This window comes from Leptospira levettii, assembly GCF_002812085.1.
Taxonomy (GTDB): Bacteria; Spirochaetota; Leptospiria; order Leptospirales; family Leptospiraceae; genus Leptospira_A; species Leptospira_A levettii.
The window spans coordinates 964,152-981,062 of the sequence record NZ_NPDM01000001.1 but is presented as its reverse complement, the minus strand read 5'-3'; the positions used below and the strand labels follow the sequence as shown (position 1 = coordinate 981,062).

Annotated in this window: 14 protein-coding genes and 1 other RNA gene; 6 read left to right on the top strand and 9 right to left on the bottom strand. The window is 34.9% G+C overall.

Annotation, left to right across the window (positions count from 1 at the left end):
* Positions 1-127: 127 nt before the first annotated feature.
* Complete coding sequence (locus CH354_RS04535) at positions 128-706, bottom strand: hypothetical protein (protein WP_125172364.1); 579 nt, start codon at positions 704-706, stop codon at positions 128-130.
* Positions 707-1,000: 294 nt separating this feature from the next.
* Here CH354_RS04535 and CH354_RS04525 point away from each other — a divergent pair, with 294 nt between their 5' ends.
* Positions 1,001-1,669, top strand: a complete 669-nt coding sequence (locus CH354_RS04525; RefSeq protein ID WP_100725544.1) for a DUF1554 domain-containing protein — start codon at positions 1,001-1,003, stop codon at positions 1,667-1,669.
* 29 nt (positions 1,670-1,698) lie between these two features.
* Here the strand turns inward: CH354_RS04525 and CH354_RS04520 are convergent, their stop codons facing one another.
* Positions 1,699-2,841, bottom strand: a complete 1,143-nt coding sequence (locus CH354_RS04520) for a hypothetical protein (protein WP_100725943.1) — start codon at positions 2,839-2,841, stop codon at positions 1,699-1,701.
* Positions 2,842-3,294: 453 nt separating this feature from the next.
* Positions 3,295-3,646: a transfer-messenger RNA gene (gene ssrA, locus CH354_RS04515) on the bottom strand.
* A 97-nt stretch (positions 3,647-3,743) separates the two neighbouring features.
* On the opposite strand from ssrA, the gene CH354_RS04510 reads away from it, so the two are divergent.
* The 4 genes from CH354_RS04510 to CH354_RS04495 all read left to right on the top strand — a co-directional run bounded on the left by CH354_RS04510 (position 3,744) and on the right by CH354_RS04495 (position 6,831).
* The gene (locus CH354_RS04510) at positions 3,744-4,889 is read left to right on the top strand and encodes an LIC13341 family surface-exposed protein (RefSeq protein ID WP_100716274.1); all 1,146 of its coding nucleotides are present in this window, start codon (positions 3,744-3,746) and stop codon (positions 4,887-4,889) included.
* Positions 4,890-4,897: 8 nt separating this feature from the next.
* Positions 4,898-5,554 carry an FFLEELY motif protein gene (locus tag CH354_RS04505; protein ID WP_100725543.1) on the top strand — a complete coding sequence of 219 codons (657 nt, stop codon included), beginning with the start codon at positions 4,898-4,900 and terminating at the stop codon, positions 5,552-5,554.
* A complete protein-coding gene (locus CH354_RS04500; RefSeq protein ID WP_100725542.1) occupies positions 5,551-6,288 on the top strand; it encodes a flagellar motor protein MotB in 738 nt (245 codons plus the stop codon). The genes CH354_RS04505 and CH354_RS04500 overlap by 4 nt, the downstream gene beginning before the upstream one ends.
* A 102-nt stretch (positions 6,289-6,390) precedes the next feature.
* Positions 6,391-6,831 (top strand): LA_2478/LA_2722/LA_4182 family protein, encoded by a 441-nt coding sequence (locus CH354_RS04495; protein WP_243395960.1) that lies wholly within the window; start codon positions 6,391-6,393, stop codon positions 6,829-6,831.
* A 4-nt stretch (positions 6,832-6,835) separates the two neighbouring features.
* On the opposite strand, the gene CH354_RS04490 is transcribed toward CH354_RS04495, so the two are convergent.
* From CH354_RS04490 to CH354_RS04465, 6 genes are all read right to left on the bottom strand, one after another.
* Complete coding sequence (locus CH354_RS04490; protein WP_100766302.1) at positions 6,836-8,176, bottom strand: PAS domain S-box protein; 1,341 nt, start codon at positions 8,174-8,176, stop codon at positions 6,836-6,838.
* A 161-nt stretch (positions 8,177-8,337) separates the two neighbouring features.
* Positions 8,338-9,090, bottom strand: a complete 753-nt coding sequence (locus CH354_RS04485; protein WP_100725540.1) for a tetratricopeptide repeat protein — start codon at positions 9,088-9,090, stop codon at positions 8,338-8,340.
* Positions 9,091-9,093: 3 nt separating this feature from the next.
* Positions 9,094-9,567 (bottom strand): hypothetical protein, encoded by a 474-nt coding sequence (locus tag CH354_RS04480; RefSeq protein WP_100725539.1) that lies wholly within the window; start codon positions 9,565-9,567, stop codon positions 9,094-9,096.
* 140 nt (positions 9,568-9,707) lie between these two features.
* On the bottom strand, positions 9,708-10,571 hold the full coding sequence (locus tag CH354_RS04475; RefSeq protein WP_100725538.1) for a DUF2167 domain-containing protein: 864 nt from the start codon (positions 10,569-10,571) through the stop codon (positions 9,708-9,710).
* Between the two features lie 210 nt (positions 10,572-10,781).
* Positions 10,782-11,495: an MIP/aquaporin family protein gene (locus CH354_RS04470; protein ID WP_100725941.1), complete on the bottom strand. Its 714-nt coding sequence runs from the start codon at positions 11,493-11,495 to the stop codon at positions 10,782-10,784.
* Between the two features lie 82 nt (positions 11,496-11,577).
* On the bottom strand, positions 11,578-15,237 hold the full coding sequence (locus CH354_RS04465; RefSeq protein WP_100766301.1) for a PAS domain-containing protein: 3,660 nt from the start codon (positions 15,235-15,237) through the stop codon (positions 11,578-11,580).
* A 278-nt stretch (positions 15,238-15,515) separates the two neighbouring features.
* On the opposite strand from CH354_RS04465, the gene CH354_RS04460 reads away from it, so the two are divergent.
* Positions 15,516-16,808: a malic enzyme-like NAD(P)-binding protein gene (locus tag CH354_RS04460; protein WP_100716235.1), complete on the top strand. Its 1,293-nt coding sequence runs from the start codon at positions 15,516-15,518 to the stop codon at positions 16,806-16,808.
* The last annotated feature ends 103 nt before the right edge of the window (positions 16,809-16,911 follow it).

Here is a 16,911-nt window from a genome sequence, read left to right as displayed (position 1 = left end):
ACAATAGCATTATAATTTTATAAGGTGCTGTTGTTTGTTTTGAATTACCTAATGTAGATTCCTAATCTATTTGTATTTGAAACAAAATACCTCAAATCTAAGCATCTGCGACCGTTCGTTAAATTGTTCAAACCAATGGTGGCCAAACGCTACTTTTGTTTGGTTCATCTGGCATATAAACAACCCAAAGTTTATCTCCGATTTTTTTTGTTAGATGAACGGATTCATAAATATTTCCAACGGTTCCAACATGTTTTTGACCGTTGGCTTCGAATAAAAATTCCACAACAGTGGGTGATTTTCCATTTAGTGACTGAGTGTAATCTTTTCGTATTTCTGTGATTTCACCTACTGTTGCTCTACCAAGTTCCAATGGTACTAATTCTTCTTTTGCAGTTTGTAAGCCCTTTCGCCAACAAAAGATTCCAATGATAGGTAAGAGAATTGTCCAACAAAATGGGATCGTAAAAAAAATTCCAATGAGGGTCATCACATTCCCTGTGTATTTGATCCTTCTTACAAATTGACTCGGAAGGGTCCTTGGTGTTTTGGGAGGTTCCGCTCCCAGTTCGTCTGAGTTGTAAGAATAGGCAAGTGTCCCACCGCAGTTTTTACAGTTACTCAAACTTTTGTCTGTGTATTGTGATTTGCACCAAGGGCATTGGATGATGAGATCAAAAGGCATATAGGTTCCGTTCCCAATCAATCGATATCTTCTGAGAAATTGTCAAGAGTAGTTTTGTGGAGATCTGAATCGATTGTAATTTAGTTTGATTTGGTTCGGTCAACATTTGATTGAAGTAATGAAACGTTTTCGAATAGCATATAACAATAGATAAATTATGAACAGTGATCGTTGGATAATTCTAAACAATTGTTGATTTTCTTTTTCGATTGTTTCGGAGTTTTGTTTGATTCCAATTTTTGTTTGGAACCAAAATGATTTTGTAAGATATGTTTTCTGAGTTGCTTCGAATTCATATGAGTTTATAATCAAAGTATGCAGTATCTGTTTTTGCTTCTGTTTTTCCTAATGTTCCAATGCACACAAACAACACTCAACAATCCGAGTGACATCCAATCCAGTTCTTTTAAGGAAAATGAAAGCTTACTATGCCTTACGGGACAATTGTCTGCTTGCCGCATTTCGATTCGAATTCCCGTTTGTACAACGTGTAGATTTTTTTCCACAAGTGTAACCTATGATGGCAATCGAGGTGGTATCTCGGGTGCAGATGCAAAATGTATGGCTGATTCTAATAAGCCATCGGAACCAGTAGGTGCGGTCTATAAGGCTTTCCTTGTGGATGATATAAATCGGATTGCTTGTACAACTTCAAATTGTACCACAGGTGGAAATTCTGAACATAAAGATTGGATTTTAAAACCAAATACTACGTACAAGCGAGCTGTAGATACTGTGATAATTGCGACAACGAATAGTGTGGGAATTTTTACAACCCAAACAAATGACGCAGCGAATCCTACACTTGGTACTGTTTTTACAGGACTAGATACAAGTGGTTGGCTCACTCGATTAAGTGGTGATCATTGCACTCGTTGGACTAGTAATGCTGTGAATGGTGCATCCACAAATAGTTCCAGTTTGAATACTGGATCTATAACAGGATGTAGTAATTCTTTTCCGATGCTTTGTGTGGAACAGTAGAAGAAGAGCCAACCATGATTAGGTGAATATTAGAATTCAATGGGTGTATAAAAAGACATTTCAATAGTAGTGAGTGAAATTTTATAACCATTTTGATTATAAAATGGACCACCAATTCCTAATCTCCAATTGATCACACCGATCGGTATTTCCCAAAATACATAATAACTTTTTGCATAATTGGAGGAGGAGTTCACACGTCCAATCCCTAACGTCAATAGAGCATACAATTCAAGGGGACTTAGTTGGTTTCCTGTGAGTTGAGAATAAAACAAAGCTAGCAATGGATCGATTGATTTAGGATTCACATCACCTTTTAAAAGAGTATAAAGACCAAGTGCCTCTAAGTTATTGCCAGATGATAAATTCGACAAAAGGTAAACACGGTAAGGGTCTGCATCAATGTTTCCATTATTGAGCAATGAATACCTCCCCATATTATCAATTTTTTCATCTAAATTTCGACCTGAACTAAATACCAGGAAATTGTTAAAATAACCATTTCCATCATTAAAATCAGCAGTACCTTGGATGTTGACTTTTGAATAACCAAAACCAGCACCTAACCGAAAGTGGTCGTTTCCTTTTTTTCCATAATAGATTGCAGGAAGTAACATGTGGTAACTACCATAAGTTTCTGTTCCTAAATCCTTATTGGTATATTGTTTGATTGGAGATGAGTCCTTTGAAGAATTTGAATCTTCACTTGATGAACTGTTAGTTGCAACGACATCCGTAATTTTTTGTTTTGTTTGTCTAAAATTTACGTTACGATTTAGTATGAATAATCCCCAATTTTCGCCTATTTGCCATTCAGGAGATTTTAAGTCGTAAAGAAAGGTTAGATTTTGGTCCATACGTTGGTCATCTTTCATGACTGCATTTCCACCTGTATCGGATTGGATGGTAAGATCTGTTAAATTTGCTTGTACGCCAGGATAAAAGGTAAGGAAACGTGATCCATTTTCCTTTTTTAACAAAAATTCCTTTGGTGGTTCATAAGGTTTTTTAGGTGTAAGGGGAATGATTGTCTGGTCATTCTGAAACTTTATTTTTAATTCTTGGACTCCGTCATTGGAAAGTTTCGAATTTAAATTTTTTGCCGGAAGTTTTTGGTTTGTTTCTTGGGATTGTATTGGAATCGAAATTATGAAGAATGAAATGATAATCAATTTAAAAAAAGTTTCCACTAACGCATGTTTCAAACCAATCAATAAATAACCAGCATATTTTCACGTTAGGTTATAACCCATTTTGATCAGAAACCTTACATTCCTATACCAACCAAACATCTATTTACGTTAGCGTGATTCCCATTGTGAGGGTGTTTATTGCGAAAAGCACCCATGGATGGGTGCGGGCGGGAGTTCTGGCCATGGATGGCCAGACGAACGCGAGCAATGAATATCCGAACTCTGGAGACGCCGGGAGTCGGCTTCCACGGTTCTCCCATCCAGGTCGAACACGTTCCAGCCCGTCCCGCTCGAGGTCTCAGGCATCCTGCCTTCGACAGAAACAGCTTCACGCTCCCTATGGGTCGCTACTGTTTCTAACTCTCGCGGTCGTTCGACTCCCATCGTAAATTTTTTGTTATATGAGAAATGATTTTAGATGATTAAAATAGATTCTGGAGACGCCGGGAGTCGAACCCGGGTCCTATCGTCCTCAAATGCAGCTTCTACACGTTTAGTTTGCAAATGAATTTCGGAAAGACTTACCCTACAAACGGGGGACTCATTCCTATCCTACTTAGAGTTCAATCCGGTTCGAAGCGGGCGACAAATCCGAAAGGTCCTTAGAGAGGTGTCGGTTTCTAGGCCACCCAAGGAAACAGCCACCGAAACCGTAGAGCTTAAAATTAAGCTGCTAGAGCAAATTCGTTATTTGCAGTTATTGTTTTGAAGGTTTTTAAGAGGTCCCTCACCCCTACGTGCCACTGAATCCAAGCCAACAACAGTCGAAACCAATGTCGTCCCCAATTCTTAATACTTAGACGATGATAATCGTTTGGATTGTCACGAAAAGCAAAAAAGGTTGTGTTGGGGTTTTAGTGTGCTGGAATGTTTGTATCCTTATGAATTTTTCCCTGTATACACCTTTCTTTTTTTCATTCGCACTCATCTCCCTCCTGTTTTTTCCCAATTGTTCCCCAAAAGAACACCCTTCTGAGAAGGAAATTCGCCTTTCTGTGTATGGAAAGGAAGACGGTGATCCCATCCGTATCTTGGGACAAAAACAAATTAATTTGGATGAAACACCTGAAATGGAAACTCTTGTTTTGTTTCAGTCGGGACAAAGTGAAGTATTATCTGCGTTTCGCAAAGAGGGATCCAGTTGGACCTTTTTATGGAAGTTGGAATTTTTTCTCAAAGATTTGGGACCCATGTATTATGATGGCAAACAAAATAAGTGGATCGCTGGATCCATTTCAGGAAAAGAAAAACCAACGTTTGCTGGTGATTGTTTGAGACGAATTGTCGTTGCAGAACTTCCTGGAGATAATTTTAACTCTGTATTCATCGAAGTATTGTCCGAGGAACCACCGTTAGGTTTATTTTCTGTTCCGATGGGATACCGAAAGGGCAAAAAAATTTGGGATGGTTACCAACTTAAAGAACACGAAGAATTAAAACGTAGTAAACGAGTAGAATTTGAATATAGCGCCAAGGACAAATCATTTCGTATCTTTCCAACAAATCCCAACTATTCACAAGAGTTTGTGTTTAATGGTTGGGAAATGATTGCAAACCTGCCGATGCAACCTGTTCCTTCCTTTGTTTCCCTCGAAGTAGAACCAAAGTTTGAAATAGGAAAAGAATCTCTTGTGACTTTACAACTTAAGAACAGGGGGAATTATGTGAGTTTAACATATCTCTCCCTTTCCTTTCCCGATTCTGGATCTCTTCGATTAGCAAATGAAACCCAAGGTGTTCGTTTGTATAAAAAGGGAGATATCGTATATAATGTTGTGCAAAATAAAAAAATCCCAGCAGAATATCCATTATTAGAAGTTACAAAGGAAGGATGGGCAAATAACTTTCGTTATGGTGTTAAGTTTTACTATACGCCAAGTTCTACCGATGTTCCTCGCATTTTATTTCGATCCACTTATAAATTTTACCAAGAGATCATTTCGATTCCCAATCAATATTCAATCGCACCGTATGAAAGAGACCAACAAGGTTTCCCATCTTACATTTTGAATGGGATGACAAAATAATTTTTGAGATGAAATCAATCAAAATTACAGAGGAAATCTTAATAGCGAGGCGAGAAATTGTTCGAGTCCAAGTGGAAAGATTTCATTTGTTTTATACTGATTTTTTTCACAGATCAGAAACAATAGCCATGGCAAAGTTTTTCTTTGAAACAGTTTATAATTTGGATGGTAAGGAAGAATGGGAAAGCCTAGCATTCCAAACTTATGACAAAGTGAAAAACATGTTAAAGGAAGGTACTCGTGAAAGTATCGAACGATTGATGGAATTAAATTCAATTACTGATGAATTGGATATCCAAATGGCAAAACTTTTATTAACAAAGGGCTGGGTATATGGTAATGAAATTAGCCAAGACGAGTACTTTCAATTGTTTTGTGAATTGGACAAACGAGATCTTCGCAAAAAACAATTAGAAGTGGTACTGTTCAATTTAAAAAAATTCTATGAACTTGCACATAAACCAGTTAGTGCTTATATCATTAAACCCGCTGCAATGATGTCAAAACTACTAGGTGTATACCCACTTTTTAAAAAAGTAGAACAAGGATATTATGCAACTTTGCCCGTCAATCAAGCGTTATTCGATGAATTTTATGCATTAGTCCAAGAGAAAGAGTGGGACTTTTTATACAAAGCCTTCCCATCACTTAAAGAGGAATTATGAGAAGACGGTCACGTTTTGTTTCCAAAGAAGAAGAACATATAGAAGCACATGATCGATGGTTGTTAACGTATGCCGATATGATTACACTTCTATTGGGATTGTTCATCATTCTTTATGCAGTGAGTAAAGTTGATTCCAAACGATTAAACGAAGTTGCAAAAGACATCAAACGAGGGTTTGGATTGAACGTTAGTTCCGTTGGTGCACTTCTTGATGGTGGTTCAGGTATTTTAGAAGATGATACGATGGTTCCAAAATCGGAAGTATTTCGACTATGGGAAAGAATTGGTTTTGCACTCAAAACTCTGAAAGAAAAGGCAAAATTAAAACTGGGCCTTGCTGAAACAGAAGAGCTTAAATTAACTTTTGCCGGTTCCGATCTCGCTTCTGATGATGTACTAAAGTCAGATCCTGATCTCAAATTTGCCTTTGAACAATTAGCTGTTTTATCCAAAGGCATGGATATCGATATTGTGGTGAGAGTTCATATTCCTTACGAATCTCAAATTGATAAGTCCAAATTTCAAAACTCTTGGGATTATCATTCCAATCGTGCATCCTTACTCGCGGAAAAATTGGTAAATGAATACGGAATTCCCAAAGAACAAGTATCTGTACAAGGTTATGCGATGTTTCAAAAATCTAAATCTTCGGATACACCTGAAAAAAAAGCGAATGAAGAACGGATCGAAATTTTAATTCGAAAAAAAGAAACTGCCGAGAATACAAAATGATAGAAAATACTGACAAATTTTCTTTTCAATTTGAGAAAGAATGAAACGATAGCATAGCAGTTACAATCATAGTAGAATCATAATTTTTATAGGCATAACATAATGAAACCAATCCTTTTCGCCACAGAACACCGAATCAGTTTGAAACAAGGTGCAAGTTTATATTTGTTTTTTATATTATTGTTACTCATTGTATCTTGTAAAAAAGAAAAAGGTATCAATTATATCGAATGGCAAAACGAATCTTTGAGTTTGACATCTGACTTGTGTAAAAAATTTCGCGAGTGCGCTGATACGGAATGGAAATCAATTCCTGAAAATTTAAAAAAATTTACGGAAGGTCGATTGGAAGAATCAAACTGCCAAAAACGATTCCGTGAAAGTAACGCATATAAATTGATAGGTAACGATCCTAAGTTAATTCAATCTTCTTTCCAAGAATGTCACAAATTGGTAATGACCATGACTTGTTCAGAGTTACAATCTGGAAAAATGGATTCCATCAATGCTTGTGTTACATTCCAACAAATTCAAAATCGATAATTTATTAAATTTTCTTTACTATTTTGTGGATGACATCATCAAGTTCATGAGCACTGTCTAAGATCGATTGATAACAATAATCGATCTCTTCCTTACTGAGCTTGGTTTCTTCTAATAATGCAATTAATCCCATAATTCTAGTTAACGGTGATCTTATCACATGTGATTGGTACCATGCAATATCCCTAAGTTTCTTATTTTGTTCTTCAATGGTTGCATTCTTGCTTTTGATCCCTGTAACATCTTGAAAGATAAAGATGTAACCTCCTTTATTTTGATTAATAATGATATTTGAACTTAAAATTATGTTATTAACTTGTTTGTCTTTTCGAATTGCCACAAAATTTTCTTGATCAAAAATAATATCGTTTATTCTAAAATCAAGATCATCAACTTCAATATATTCATTGTTTTTTATTACGATATTTTGAATTATATTGGCAATATTCAAAACCATTAGTTCATCCATTGTATAACCTAATAGTTTTTTCACATACGTATTTGCATAAGAAATGTTTAAATTATCATCAGTTATGATAATTCCAACCGGTGCAAGTTCGGTAAATTTTCGAAATTTTTCTTCACTTTCTAATAATGATCCTTCTAATCTTTTCTTTTCAGTGATATCTTTAGCGAAAATAGAAACTCCTATCTGAATTTGGTTTCTATCATAAACTGGATTGAAAGTTGTTTGGTAGATTATGCTTTCTCCTTTAAAGTTTTGATAAGGTATTTCGATCGAGTTTTTTTCCCCTCTAGTTGCTTTTTGATAGTATTGATAAAATAAATTTCCTTTATCAGGTATGTATTCTCGAAAATCGTTTCCTATATAAGTGTTTGAATTTGTATTCTTTGTTAGAGTTTTTGCACCGATTTCATTGATGGCTAATATCTTATAATTTAAATCAAGTAATGTAATTGATTCATTAGTATTGTCCAATATTGCTTTTAGTTTTTCTGAAAGATCTATAATTTTAAGTTCTGCTTCCTTTTCTGCCGTTATATTTTTTGCTGTAAGCGTAACACCCAATAAATTGTTTTCTATATATACTGGTTGCATTTTGTATTCAAACCATAAAGAATCCTTTTCATTTGAAGTATAATTTTGTGTGGTAAATGGTTTCCCGTTGATAGCGGATTGAAACGCTTCAAGATATAAATCTCGATTTTCTTCGATTACAAATTTAGGATAGTATAAATCTCCAACTTGTAATTGTACATTATGGTATTCGTAGAGGACATTCTGTATCGTTTGGTTAAAAGCAAGAACTTCATGATTTTTCCCTAGTAGAACTATGTTTTCAGGGCTATTATCTAGAATTGCTCTAAAATATTGTTCGATCAAATTTGTTGTTTATCCTCAGTTGAGGATAAACTCATTTTAATTTCAACAAAGTCAAGATTTCAATTTTAACATAGTGCAAGAATTTGTTATGAAATATGCGTAATTCTACTTATCAGATAGGCTCAAATGAATGATTTTTTTCTAAATTAAAAATTACTGTCTCATAATAAAAATTGTAACACATACTGATTATTTGGATCTAACTTTAAAGTTTCACAAGCATAGTAATTGTTGGGTTCTTTTAAATTTAAGAAATAATAAGCTTCCGCTAGATAACTCAATGCGGTTACATTATAGATCATGTTATTGGGATCATATTGTTTATTCGCAAAAGTAACTATATCTAACATTTTCCGGTTATAGAAAATAGATTTTGCATATTCACCTTGGTCGAGGTATATCGAACTTACTTTCCAATATGCTTCCAAAAACCATACGTCAATGATCACAAGATTAGGTGAACCATCTTCATTGTAAGTTTCATCTGCATCATTAATGGATAGTAGAGTTTGGTATGCTAAAAAACTTTCCTTTTTTCGTTTCGCAGCATACAAAGCTCTTGCGTATAAATTCCATAAAAATGGATTTCGTTTTTCGACTTTTACAGTTGGTTCTAATATCGTAATCACTTCATCGAATTTTTTTTCAGCATATAGTTGTTCTGCTTTTCTGTATTGTGATTCAAACAATGGAGAAACAACTTCTGGAAGGGCACTCATTGTTCCGGCAATTTGTCCCGCTTCCAAACGATCTCCCACTTTCTGAGTAGAATTTAAATGGTTCATACGGACAATTTTTGCAGGAAAACTTGGACGAACTGTCTTTGTACAATCCAAACTTGGTTTTGTTTCTTCGGATAATAATTGTACATTTAGACAAAATATGGAGGTGGTGATTAAAATAATTTTTCCCATTGATCATTTACTCCATAATTTGCTGACAAAGACTGCTTTTGTAAAATCTACAATTTCAAATTCTTCTAAATTTGGAAAAATGAGTTTGAGATTTTTGATTAATGCCAATTCGTCAACTCGCATGTAGTCTAAAAGAATTCTAAAACCTGATAAGCTCTCGATTAATTCGTTTCGTTCTATCCAGATGGTATAGATTCTGATGATAAAAGCAAAAGAAATGAAAATCATAATTGTTTTCACAAGTTCATAATCAATAAGACAATCTTTTAAACATTTAGAATTCTCTAAAAAGTTCTGAATCGGGAATTGTTTTGGAAAAAAGATCATTGATACAGTGGATATAAAAAGGAAAATCCAAATGGCAAGGTGAATGTGAGATGTTTTGGAATTAAAATCGATTATTTCATTTTTGTTTCCCAAGTTGATATGTTCTAAAAATTTTAATATAAATTCTTTTTTATCTTTGTCTTCGTGCATAGTGTCTACTGATGAATGTTTACTTTCATTTAAGTTTGTTTTTTTGAATTATAGAATGAAAATCTGGTTTGGTTTTGCCCATACCAGATTAAGAACACTTTTTGATTGATATAAAAATTGGTTACAGAGTGTAATGCCTCTTATACGGAGCTATTATCTGCTTTTTTTGTAAAAAGTTTCTTGAGGAAACCAAGAGCAGCTACAGCACCAATCGCAATGATCTTCCAAAATTTCACTAACAAAGCAAAAAATCCAGCTTTTGCCAAAACTTTGCCCGCAATCAGACCACCAATTCCATAGGCTGCCATTTTATCAACACCGGGAGAATAATCAGAATACTTTTCTCCGTCATTAAACTCAGTAGATGCAAGGATGGCAGGGATATCGGATTGGACAAGTTTCAGTTTTTCAATGTCGGAAATTGCATTTAATTCCAAAATTCCTTTTCGGCCTAAAATTCGAATATTATAATTGAGAGTATTGATACTATCCCCTTCAAATTGGAGTTCTTTTGCCCAATGGAGTTTTTTAGCACTAGAATCGTAATATGGTTTATTGGCCCAACCTACAAGTTCCATTGTTGGGTATCCTTCTTTTTTGCGATCTTCATTTCCTTCTGAAATATCTTCTTTCATCGATTTTAAAAGATCATCATAATTGATTTCGTTGGCATCAGAATCACTGACATAACCATCTTCAGAAAAAGAATAGGTAAGAGCATACGTAAAGTTGTCGCTGATGGGAGTTTGGTCTGACTTAAACAACATCCCAAGGATCCCTTCGTTCAAAGGATTGCCCCAAACTTCATGTAGAACAAATTGACTTTGTTTGGCATCTAGGAATTTAAAACCTTTAGGTACTTTGATTGTTGCCAATTTGTCGCCAATGGTGACAGAACCAGTTTGGTATTTGAGATCGTTTACTTTTTTAAGAATATCATCTTCGCCAAAAAGGGTGGATGTGAAAAGGAACAATCCGAATAGAATTGTAGTCAAATGTCTCATATTTTATCTCCAAGTGAATTGCTTTTGGCATAGTAAAACTAGGAACAAAACGTATTGCCAAACTAGGTCATTCTAACGTTTGTTTGTAGGAAAAAGCAACTAACAAAATGGAGGGTAATCATCTTTTTGTTTAGGTGTTACATTTTGGATTAACACCTATTAAATTAATAAGAAAAATTCAAAATGCTTCTTAGATTTTACTATTTGAATTTAAGTTGTCCACCGAATCACTACAGCTGCCAATCCCGCACCCACTAACGGAATCACTACGGGAAGCCATGCATATTTCCAACCAGAATTTCCTTTATTGGGAATCGGAACAATGGAATGTATAATCCTTGGTCCTAAGTCTCGCGCGGGATTGATCGCATACCCAGTGGTTCCTCCCATGGAAAGTCCAATTGCCCAAACAAGGAGTGCTACAAAACCAGTGCCTGCGATTCCACCTGCTCCACCGTTTGCAGGAGAAAAAATAGCATGGATTCCGAGGATGAGAAGGAAGGTTCCAAACCCTTCACTGATCACATTGGAAAGAGTGTGTTTGATGGCAGGTTCTGTCGAAAAGACGGCCAAAATTTTCCCTGGGTCTTTTGTTTCTTTCCAATGGGGAAGGTAGTGCAAATACACCAATAAGGCACCAAGGGAAGCTCCCGCCACTTGGGCTAAGCTGTATGGTAAAAAGATCGAAAAATCACCTGATTGGATGCAAACAGAGAGTGTCACCGCAGGATTTAAATGGGCTCCTGGACTCCCGAACGTTTTTGCCACAAGGACTCCAAAACAAACTGCCAATGCCCATGCGGTGGTGATGGTGATCCAACCACCATCTTTAGCTTTGGATTTTTCTAATAAAACACCAGCGACAACGCCATCCCCTAATAAAATCAAAACAGCCGTTCCCAAAAATTCGCCAACTAGTTCCAAAATACCCTCCGTTTTTAAAAATAAAAAATTAGAGAGCAACTTTCAATAATGCAAGTAAGAATTTTGGTTAAAATTAAGAATGTTATTTCACTTTAGTGGAAAGCCATTTCTTTAAAGTTATACTTAAATCTTTTAATGAAACGGGTTTTGTGAGATAATCATTCATACCTATCGCGATACATTTTTCTCGATCACCTTCCATCGCATTTGCTGTCATTGCGATAATCGTTATGTTACTGATTGAAGAATTTGAATTTCGAATTCTTTCAGTTGCTTCAAATCCATCCATCTCTGGCATTTGACAATCCATCAAGATCAAATCGAAATGAATTGTATTTAAAATTGATAATACTTCAAAGCCATTTGCTACCACTTGACTTTCATAACCCAGCTTTTTCAATAAAGCAATCGTTACTTTTTGATTTATGATATTGTCTTCCGCTACTAAAATCTTAACGTTAGGTTTGATTTCACTTTCTTCAATTTTAAAAATATCTTCTTGATAATTTAAATTTTCGACACCTAACGGTAACGTTAATTCGAACCAAAATGTCGAACCTTCACCTAACGTGCTTTCTAAGCCTATGATTCCTCCCATTCTTTCGATCAATAATTTTGAAATAGATAAACCAAGTCCAGTTCCTCCAAATTTCCTATGTGTAGATGAATCAGATTGTGTGAATTTATGAAATAATTTAGGAATATTTTCATCCGAAATTCCAATTCCAGTGTCGATGACTTCAATTCGAATTTTATGAGTTTGGTTTGCAGCGGCTGTGATATTTGTTTTTACGCGTATTGATCCTTCGTGTGTGAATTTTATTGCATTATTAACAAAGTTTAATAGTACTTGTTTAATTCGTGATGGATCTCCTTTATACCAACGTGGCGAATTCGAATCATATTCATTACTCAGATGTAGACCTTTGTTTTCAGCCGAATATTTCAATGTACTTAAAACGAAATCAATTGTTTGTTCTAAATTAAAATCAATTGATTCTATATCAATTTTCCCGGATTCAATTTTTGAAAGGTCTAGAATGTCATTGATTAAAGATAATAAAATAGTTCCAGATTGGCTAATATGTTCAAGATATTCTTTTTGGAGATTGTCTAAGTTTGTGTCCTTTAATAATTGAGAAATTCCTAAAATACCGTTTATTGGAGTTCTAATTTCGTGGCTCATATTTGCCAAAAATTGAGCCTTTGCCATAGAAGATTGTAAAGCTTCAGATTTAGCTTTCTCTAATTCTATTTCATTTAATTTTAATTTTGTGATATCTAAATTAAAACCAATCATTTTCGAGGCATTCCCTTCACTATCTTGGAGTAGTTTTGCTCTTGCTAGCACATAGGCAATGTCACCATTTTCTTTGACCACCCTAAATTGAGATTGGAATGGTTGAAGTGTTGAGAGTGAATGATTTATGTCATCGGTAGCTGATGCAAGATCATCGGGATGTAGGCCTTTCGACCATGCGTCGTATACATTTGTAAAATTCTCTTTCTTTTGACCATAGATAATAAACATTTGATCATCCCAAACAAGTTTATTTTGTCTTATATCCCATTCCCATATACCTATATTAGCACCTTCTAAAGCTAATTCTAATCTTGCTTTGGTGTCTTCTAGTTTTTCTTGTATCGTATACAACTCTTGAACGTTTGTATTGGATCCCAACCATCTAATGATCTTTTGATTTGAATCTTTGATAGGGATCGCTTTTGTATCAAACCAATTGTAAATTCCATCGTACCTTCTAATTCTAAAACGAATTGAAAAAACTTTTTCATTATTTATATTTTTTTGCCATTCATCAATAACCCTTGGTTGGTCATCATGATGAATTTGTTTCAGCCATTCGAATCCGAGTTGTTCATTTTCTGGAATTCCTGTATACTCAATCCACTGCTCACTTAAATAATCGCAAGGTCCCTCTGGCTCACAGGTCCATATTAATTGGGGTAATGAGTTGGCTATAATTCTAAACCAGTCTTCTGATCTATTTTTTAGCTCTAAAATTTTTCGATCTCTTTCAATTAGATCTTTTTGTGTTTTTTCAATAATTTCATTTTTCTTTTTGATTTCAGTAATATCAGTATTTGTTCCGATCGCTCTTATTGGTGAACCATCTTCATCCCAATCAACGACTTTTCCTTTAGATAAAACCCAAACATCATGACCGTCTTTGTGAATAAATTTAACTTCTTGGCTAAAAGGAAATGTTCCTTTTGAATTAATATGTTTTTCTAAATTTTCGAGTGTTAATTTGAGACCTTCTGGTGAAATTACTTTTTGCCATTCACTTGGATGATGTGGTTTTTCCAAAGGATTGTATCCTAACATCTCCCAAAATTTTGGAGACATGTATTGATAATCTATTTTTAAATTCCAATCCCAAAATCCATCGAAAGTATTTTCTAACATGGAATTGATTAATATTTCTTTTGTTGCGATTAGTTCTTCAAATTCTAAATGATCGGATATTTTTTCTATGATTTCTACATATCCTTCAATTTCGTAGTTCTTACCAATTAGAGGATAAATCGATACAAAAGCTTGTTTTCTAATTCCAGATTTTGAGATAATAGTCCAAATATTTTTTTCAGTCTGACCAATTTTTGATTTTGCTACTATTACCTCAAAACCTGGAACTAATTTAATTCCGAATTCTTTGAATAATTCATTCGAAAAATTTAGAACTTCCTGTTCATCATGCCACAAGATGGGATTTTTAATTCCAACTAATTCTTTCTCCTCATAACCTAACATTGTTTGTCCAGCTGTATTGATGGAAACTACATAACCATTTTTGTCCGTTGAAATGACTACTAAATCAGTATTATTTAATATTGCATTTTTCCAAACATTTTGAGAGGTTAATTGTGCTGATAAACTTTGAGATTTATTATACAGGTATAATATAAAAATAATTACTATAGTAAGAAGTAATGAAACAAAAAGAGTCCAAAATGTGAAAAGATTTATCGTTTGCTTATAATAGTTTAAAGATGCAACAGTTTTGAGTTTCCAATCGATGCTATAATTTATTGATTTATCAGAAATTGAATAAACGTTCTCAAAATTTTCCAAATTTGTTTCTATATTGGAAAAAACAATTTCATTGCCAGAATAAATTTGGTAAAAGAAATTTTGATCTCGAACCAATTCTGGAAAATAATCTTTGTATCTACCTACTAAGTAAACAAATCCGTCGTGTATTTCATTCTTAAATACTGGATATAAAATTAAATACCCTCTACCTCCTTGTTTTAAATTGATAGGTAAAGTCATCATGAGATTTTTTTGATTTAGTGCTTTGGTTGCTGCAAGACGTCTGCGTTCTTCACTATTTAGTTGAAACCCAACGGCATTTGAATTTTTTTCTATTGGTTCAATCCATTTAATTTTTGTACTCGAATCGGCATAACCCACTCCTACAATTCCTAATAAATCATTTGAATAGGCTCTCGCATCAGATCTCCAGATTTTCTCCTTTGTTCCATTGTTCTGATTCCATCGGTTTCCCATCCTTTTTAAAGATAATTGAGATTCACGAAGGTTGTCTTCGATAGTGATTTCCATTGACTCACGATGATTCTGGATTTGTTGTTTTAGATTTTGTAATCCTAGTCGATATGAAAAAATGAATGCGATTAGATTGAAAAAGATTAAGAGTATATAGGTTATTTTTGAAAGACGATTTGGAATCAGCTGATCGATTAATTTTTTGATTCTCATTTGATTTTTAAACAGACAATTTTTATAGATAACAGGTTGATCAGACGACAAATATTTAAAAAATTTTTGTTTTATTGTGGTTCATTTTGGCGATGGAGAGACCGATCTGGTTTTGGATCCAAGATCATTGTTGATCCATTTTGGTAATTCAATTCGATTTGACCTGTTTTCTTCAAAAAAATCTTGAGTGACATAAGAATCTTTGGCTTTTTGGAAGGCAATAGCCCCAATTTATTCTAGGATTTTCCATCGAATCATAAATCATGGGAAAATAGACCATGAAAAATCACGCGCTTGAGTATCACTCTAGGTTTCCGAAAGGAAAAACCAAAGTAGTTCCGACAAAACCAACGGAGAACAGTTATGACTTGTCATTAGCCTACTCACCAGGTGTCGCATACCCTTGCCTTGAAATTGAAAAACAACCAGATCTCGTTTATGAATATACCAACCGTGGAAATTTAGTGGGGATCATCACCAATGGAACTGCCATTTTGGGTCTTGGCAATATTGGAGCTTCCGCTGGGAAACCAGTGATGGAAGGAAAAGCAGTCTTATTTAAAAAATTTGCAGGCATCGATGTGTTTGATATTGAAATCAACGAAACAGATCCTGAAAAATTCATTACCATTGTAAAAGCCCTCGAACCAACGTTTGGTGGAATCAATTTAGAAGACATCCGTGCTCCGGAATGTTTTCACATTGAAAAAACTTTGGATGAGAGTATGAAAATCCCAGTGTTCCATGATGACCAACATGGAACTGCAATTATATCCACTGCTGCACTTCTCAATTCACTTGTGATCACTGGAAAAAAAGCAGAAAACTTAAAAGTTGTCATCAATGGGGCAGGAGCTGCTGCTATCTCCATTGCCGAGATGTTAACTCATATTGGAGTGAGACACGAATCCATTTTTATGTTGGATTCTCGTGGTGTAATCAATCACAAACGAACTAATTTACATGCATCCAAACTTCCTTTTGTTCGTAACACAGAAGCCGAAACACTAGAAGATATTTTTCCTGGAACCGATCTATTCATTGGAGTATCAGTTGCAAACGTTGTGACGGAAGCAATGGTGAAAACAATGGCTGAGAAACCTGTGATGTTTGCTCTTGCCAATCCAGACCCTGAAATTCCTTACCCAGATGCAAAACGTGCAAGACCAGATCTCATTATGGCAACAGGTCGAAGTGATTATCCTAACCAAGTGAATAACGTACTCGGATTTCCTTTTATCTTTCGTGGGGCACTTGATGTCCGTGCAAAAGTGGTAAACATGGAAATGAAACTTGCAGCTGCGTATGCTCTCAGCGAACTCACAAAAATACCAGTTCCTGTCGAAGTATGTGAAGCATATAACGAAGTCGAAATTCGATTTGGGGAAGATTACATCATTCCAAAACCACTCGACGAACGCGTGTTATACCATGTTGCACCTGCTGTGGCGGAAGCTGCTGTCAAAACCGGTGTCAACCAAGTGGAATACCCTGGTCGCGAAGCCTATGTGAAGTTTTTGGAATCGATCATGGCCCAACAAAAAGAACCCATCAGTGCTTTAGAAATCTAAACCCTCTTTAAGTCTGATCCCATAGTATCTCCGTAGAGATCCGAAAAAAATTTCAAAAAAAACGATCTAACCTAGAAAAAGTACTTGTTTAATTTTGTGCAAC

Bases quoted from the DNA above. Each gene is read 5' to 3' on its own strand.
- CH354_RS04525 (WP_100725544.1), top strand. From the start codon at position 1,001: ATGCAGTATCTGTTTTTGCTTCTGTTTTTCCTAATGTTCCAATGCACA.
- CH354_RS04510 (WP_100716274.1), top strand. From the start codon at position 3,744: ATGAATTTTTCCCTGTATACACCTTTCTTTTTTTCATTCGCACTCATC.
- CH354_RS04505 (WP_100725543.1), top strand. From the start codon at position 4,898: ATGAAATCAATCAAAATTACAGAGGAAATCTTAATAGCGAGGCGAGAA.
- CH354_RS04500 (WP_100725542.1), top strand. From the start codon at position 5,551: ATGAGAAGACGGTCACGTTTTGTTTCCAAAGAAGAAGAACATATAGAA.
- CH354_RS04495 (WP_243395960.1), top strand. From the start codon at position 6,391: ATGAAACCAATCCTTTTCGCCACAGAACACCGAATCAGTTTGAAACAA.
- CH354_RS04485 (WP_100725540.1), bottom strand. From the start codon at position 9,090: ATGGGAAAAATTATTTTAATCACCACCTCCATATTTTGTCTAAATGTA.
- CH354_RS04480 (WP_100725539.1), bottom strand. From the start codon at position 9,567: ATGCACGAAGACAAAGATAAAAAAGAATTTATATTAAAATTTTTAGAA.
- CH354_RS04475 (WP_100725538.1), bottom strand. From the start codon at position 10,571: ATGAGACATTTGACTACAATTCTATTCGGATTGTTCCTTTTCACATCC.
- CH354_RS04465 (WP_100766301.1), bottom strand. From the start codon at position 15,237: ATGAGAATCAAAAAATTAATCGATCAGCTGATTCCAAATCGTCTTTCA.
- CH354_RS04460 (WP_100716235.1), top strand. From the start codon at position 15,516: ATGAAAAATCACGCGCTTGAGTATCACTCTAGGTTTCCGAAAGGAAAA.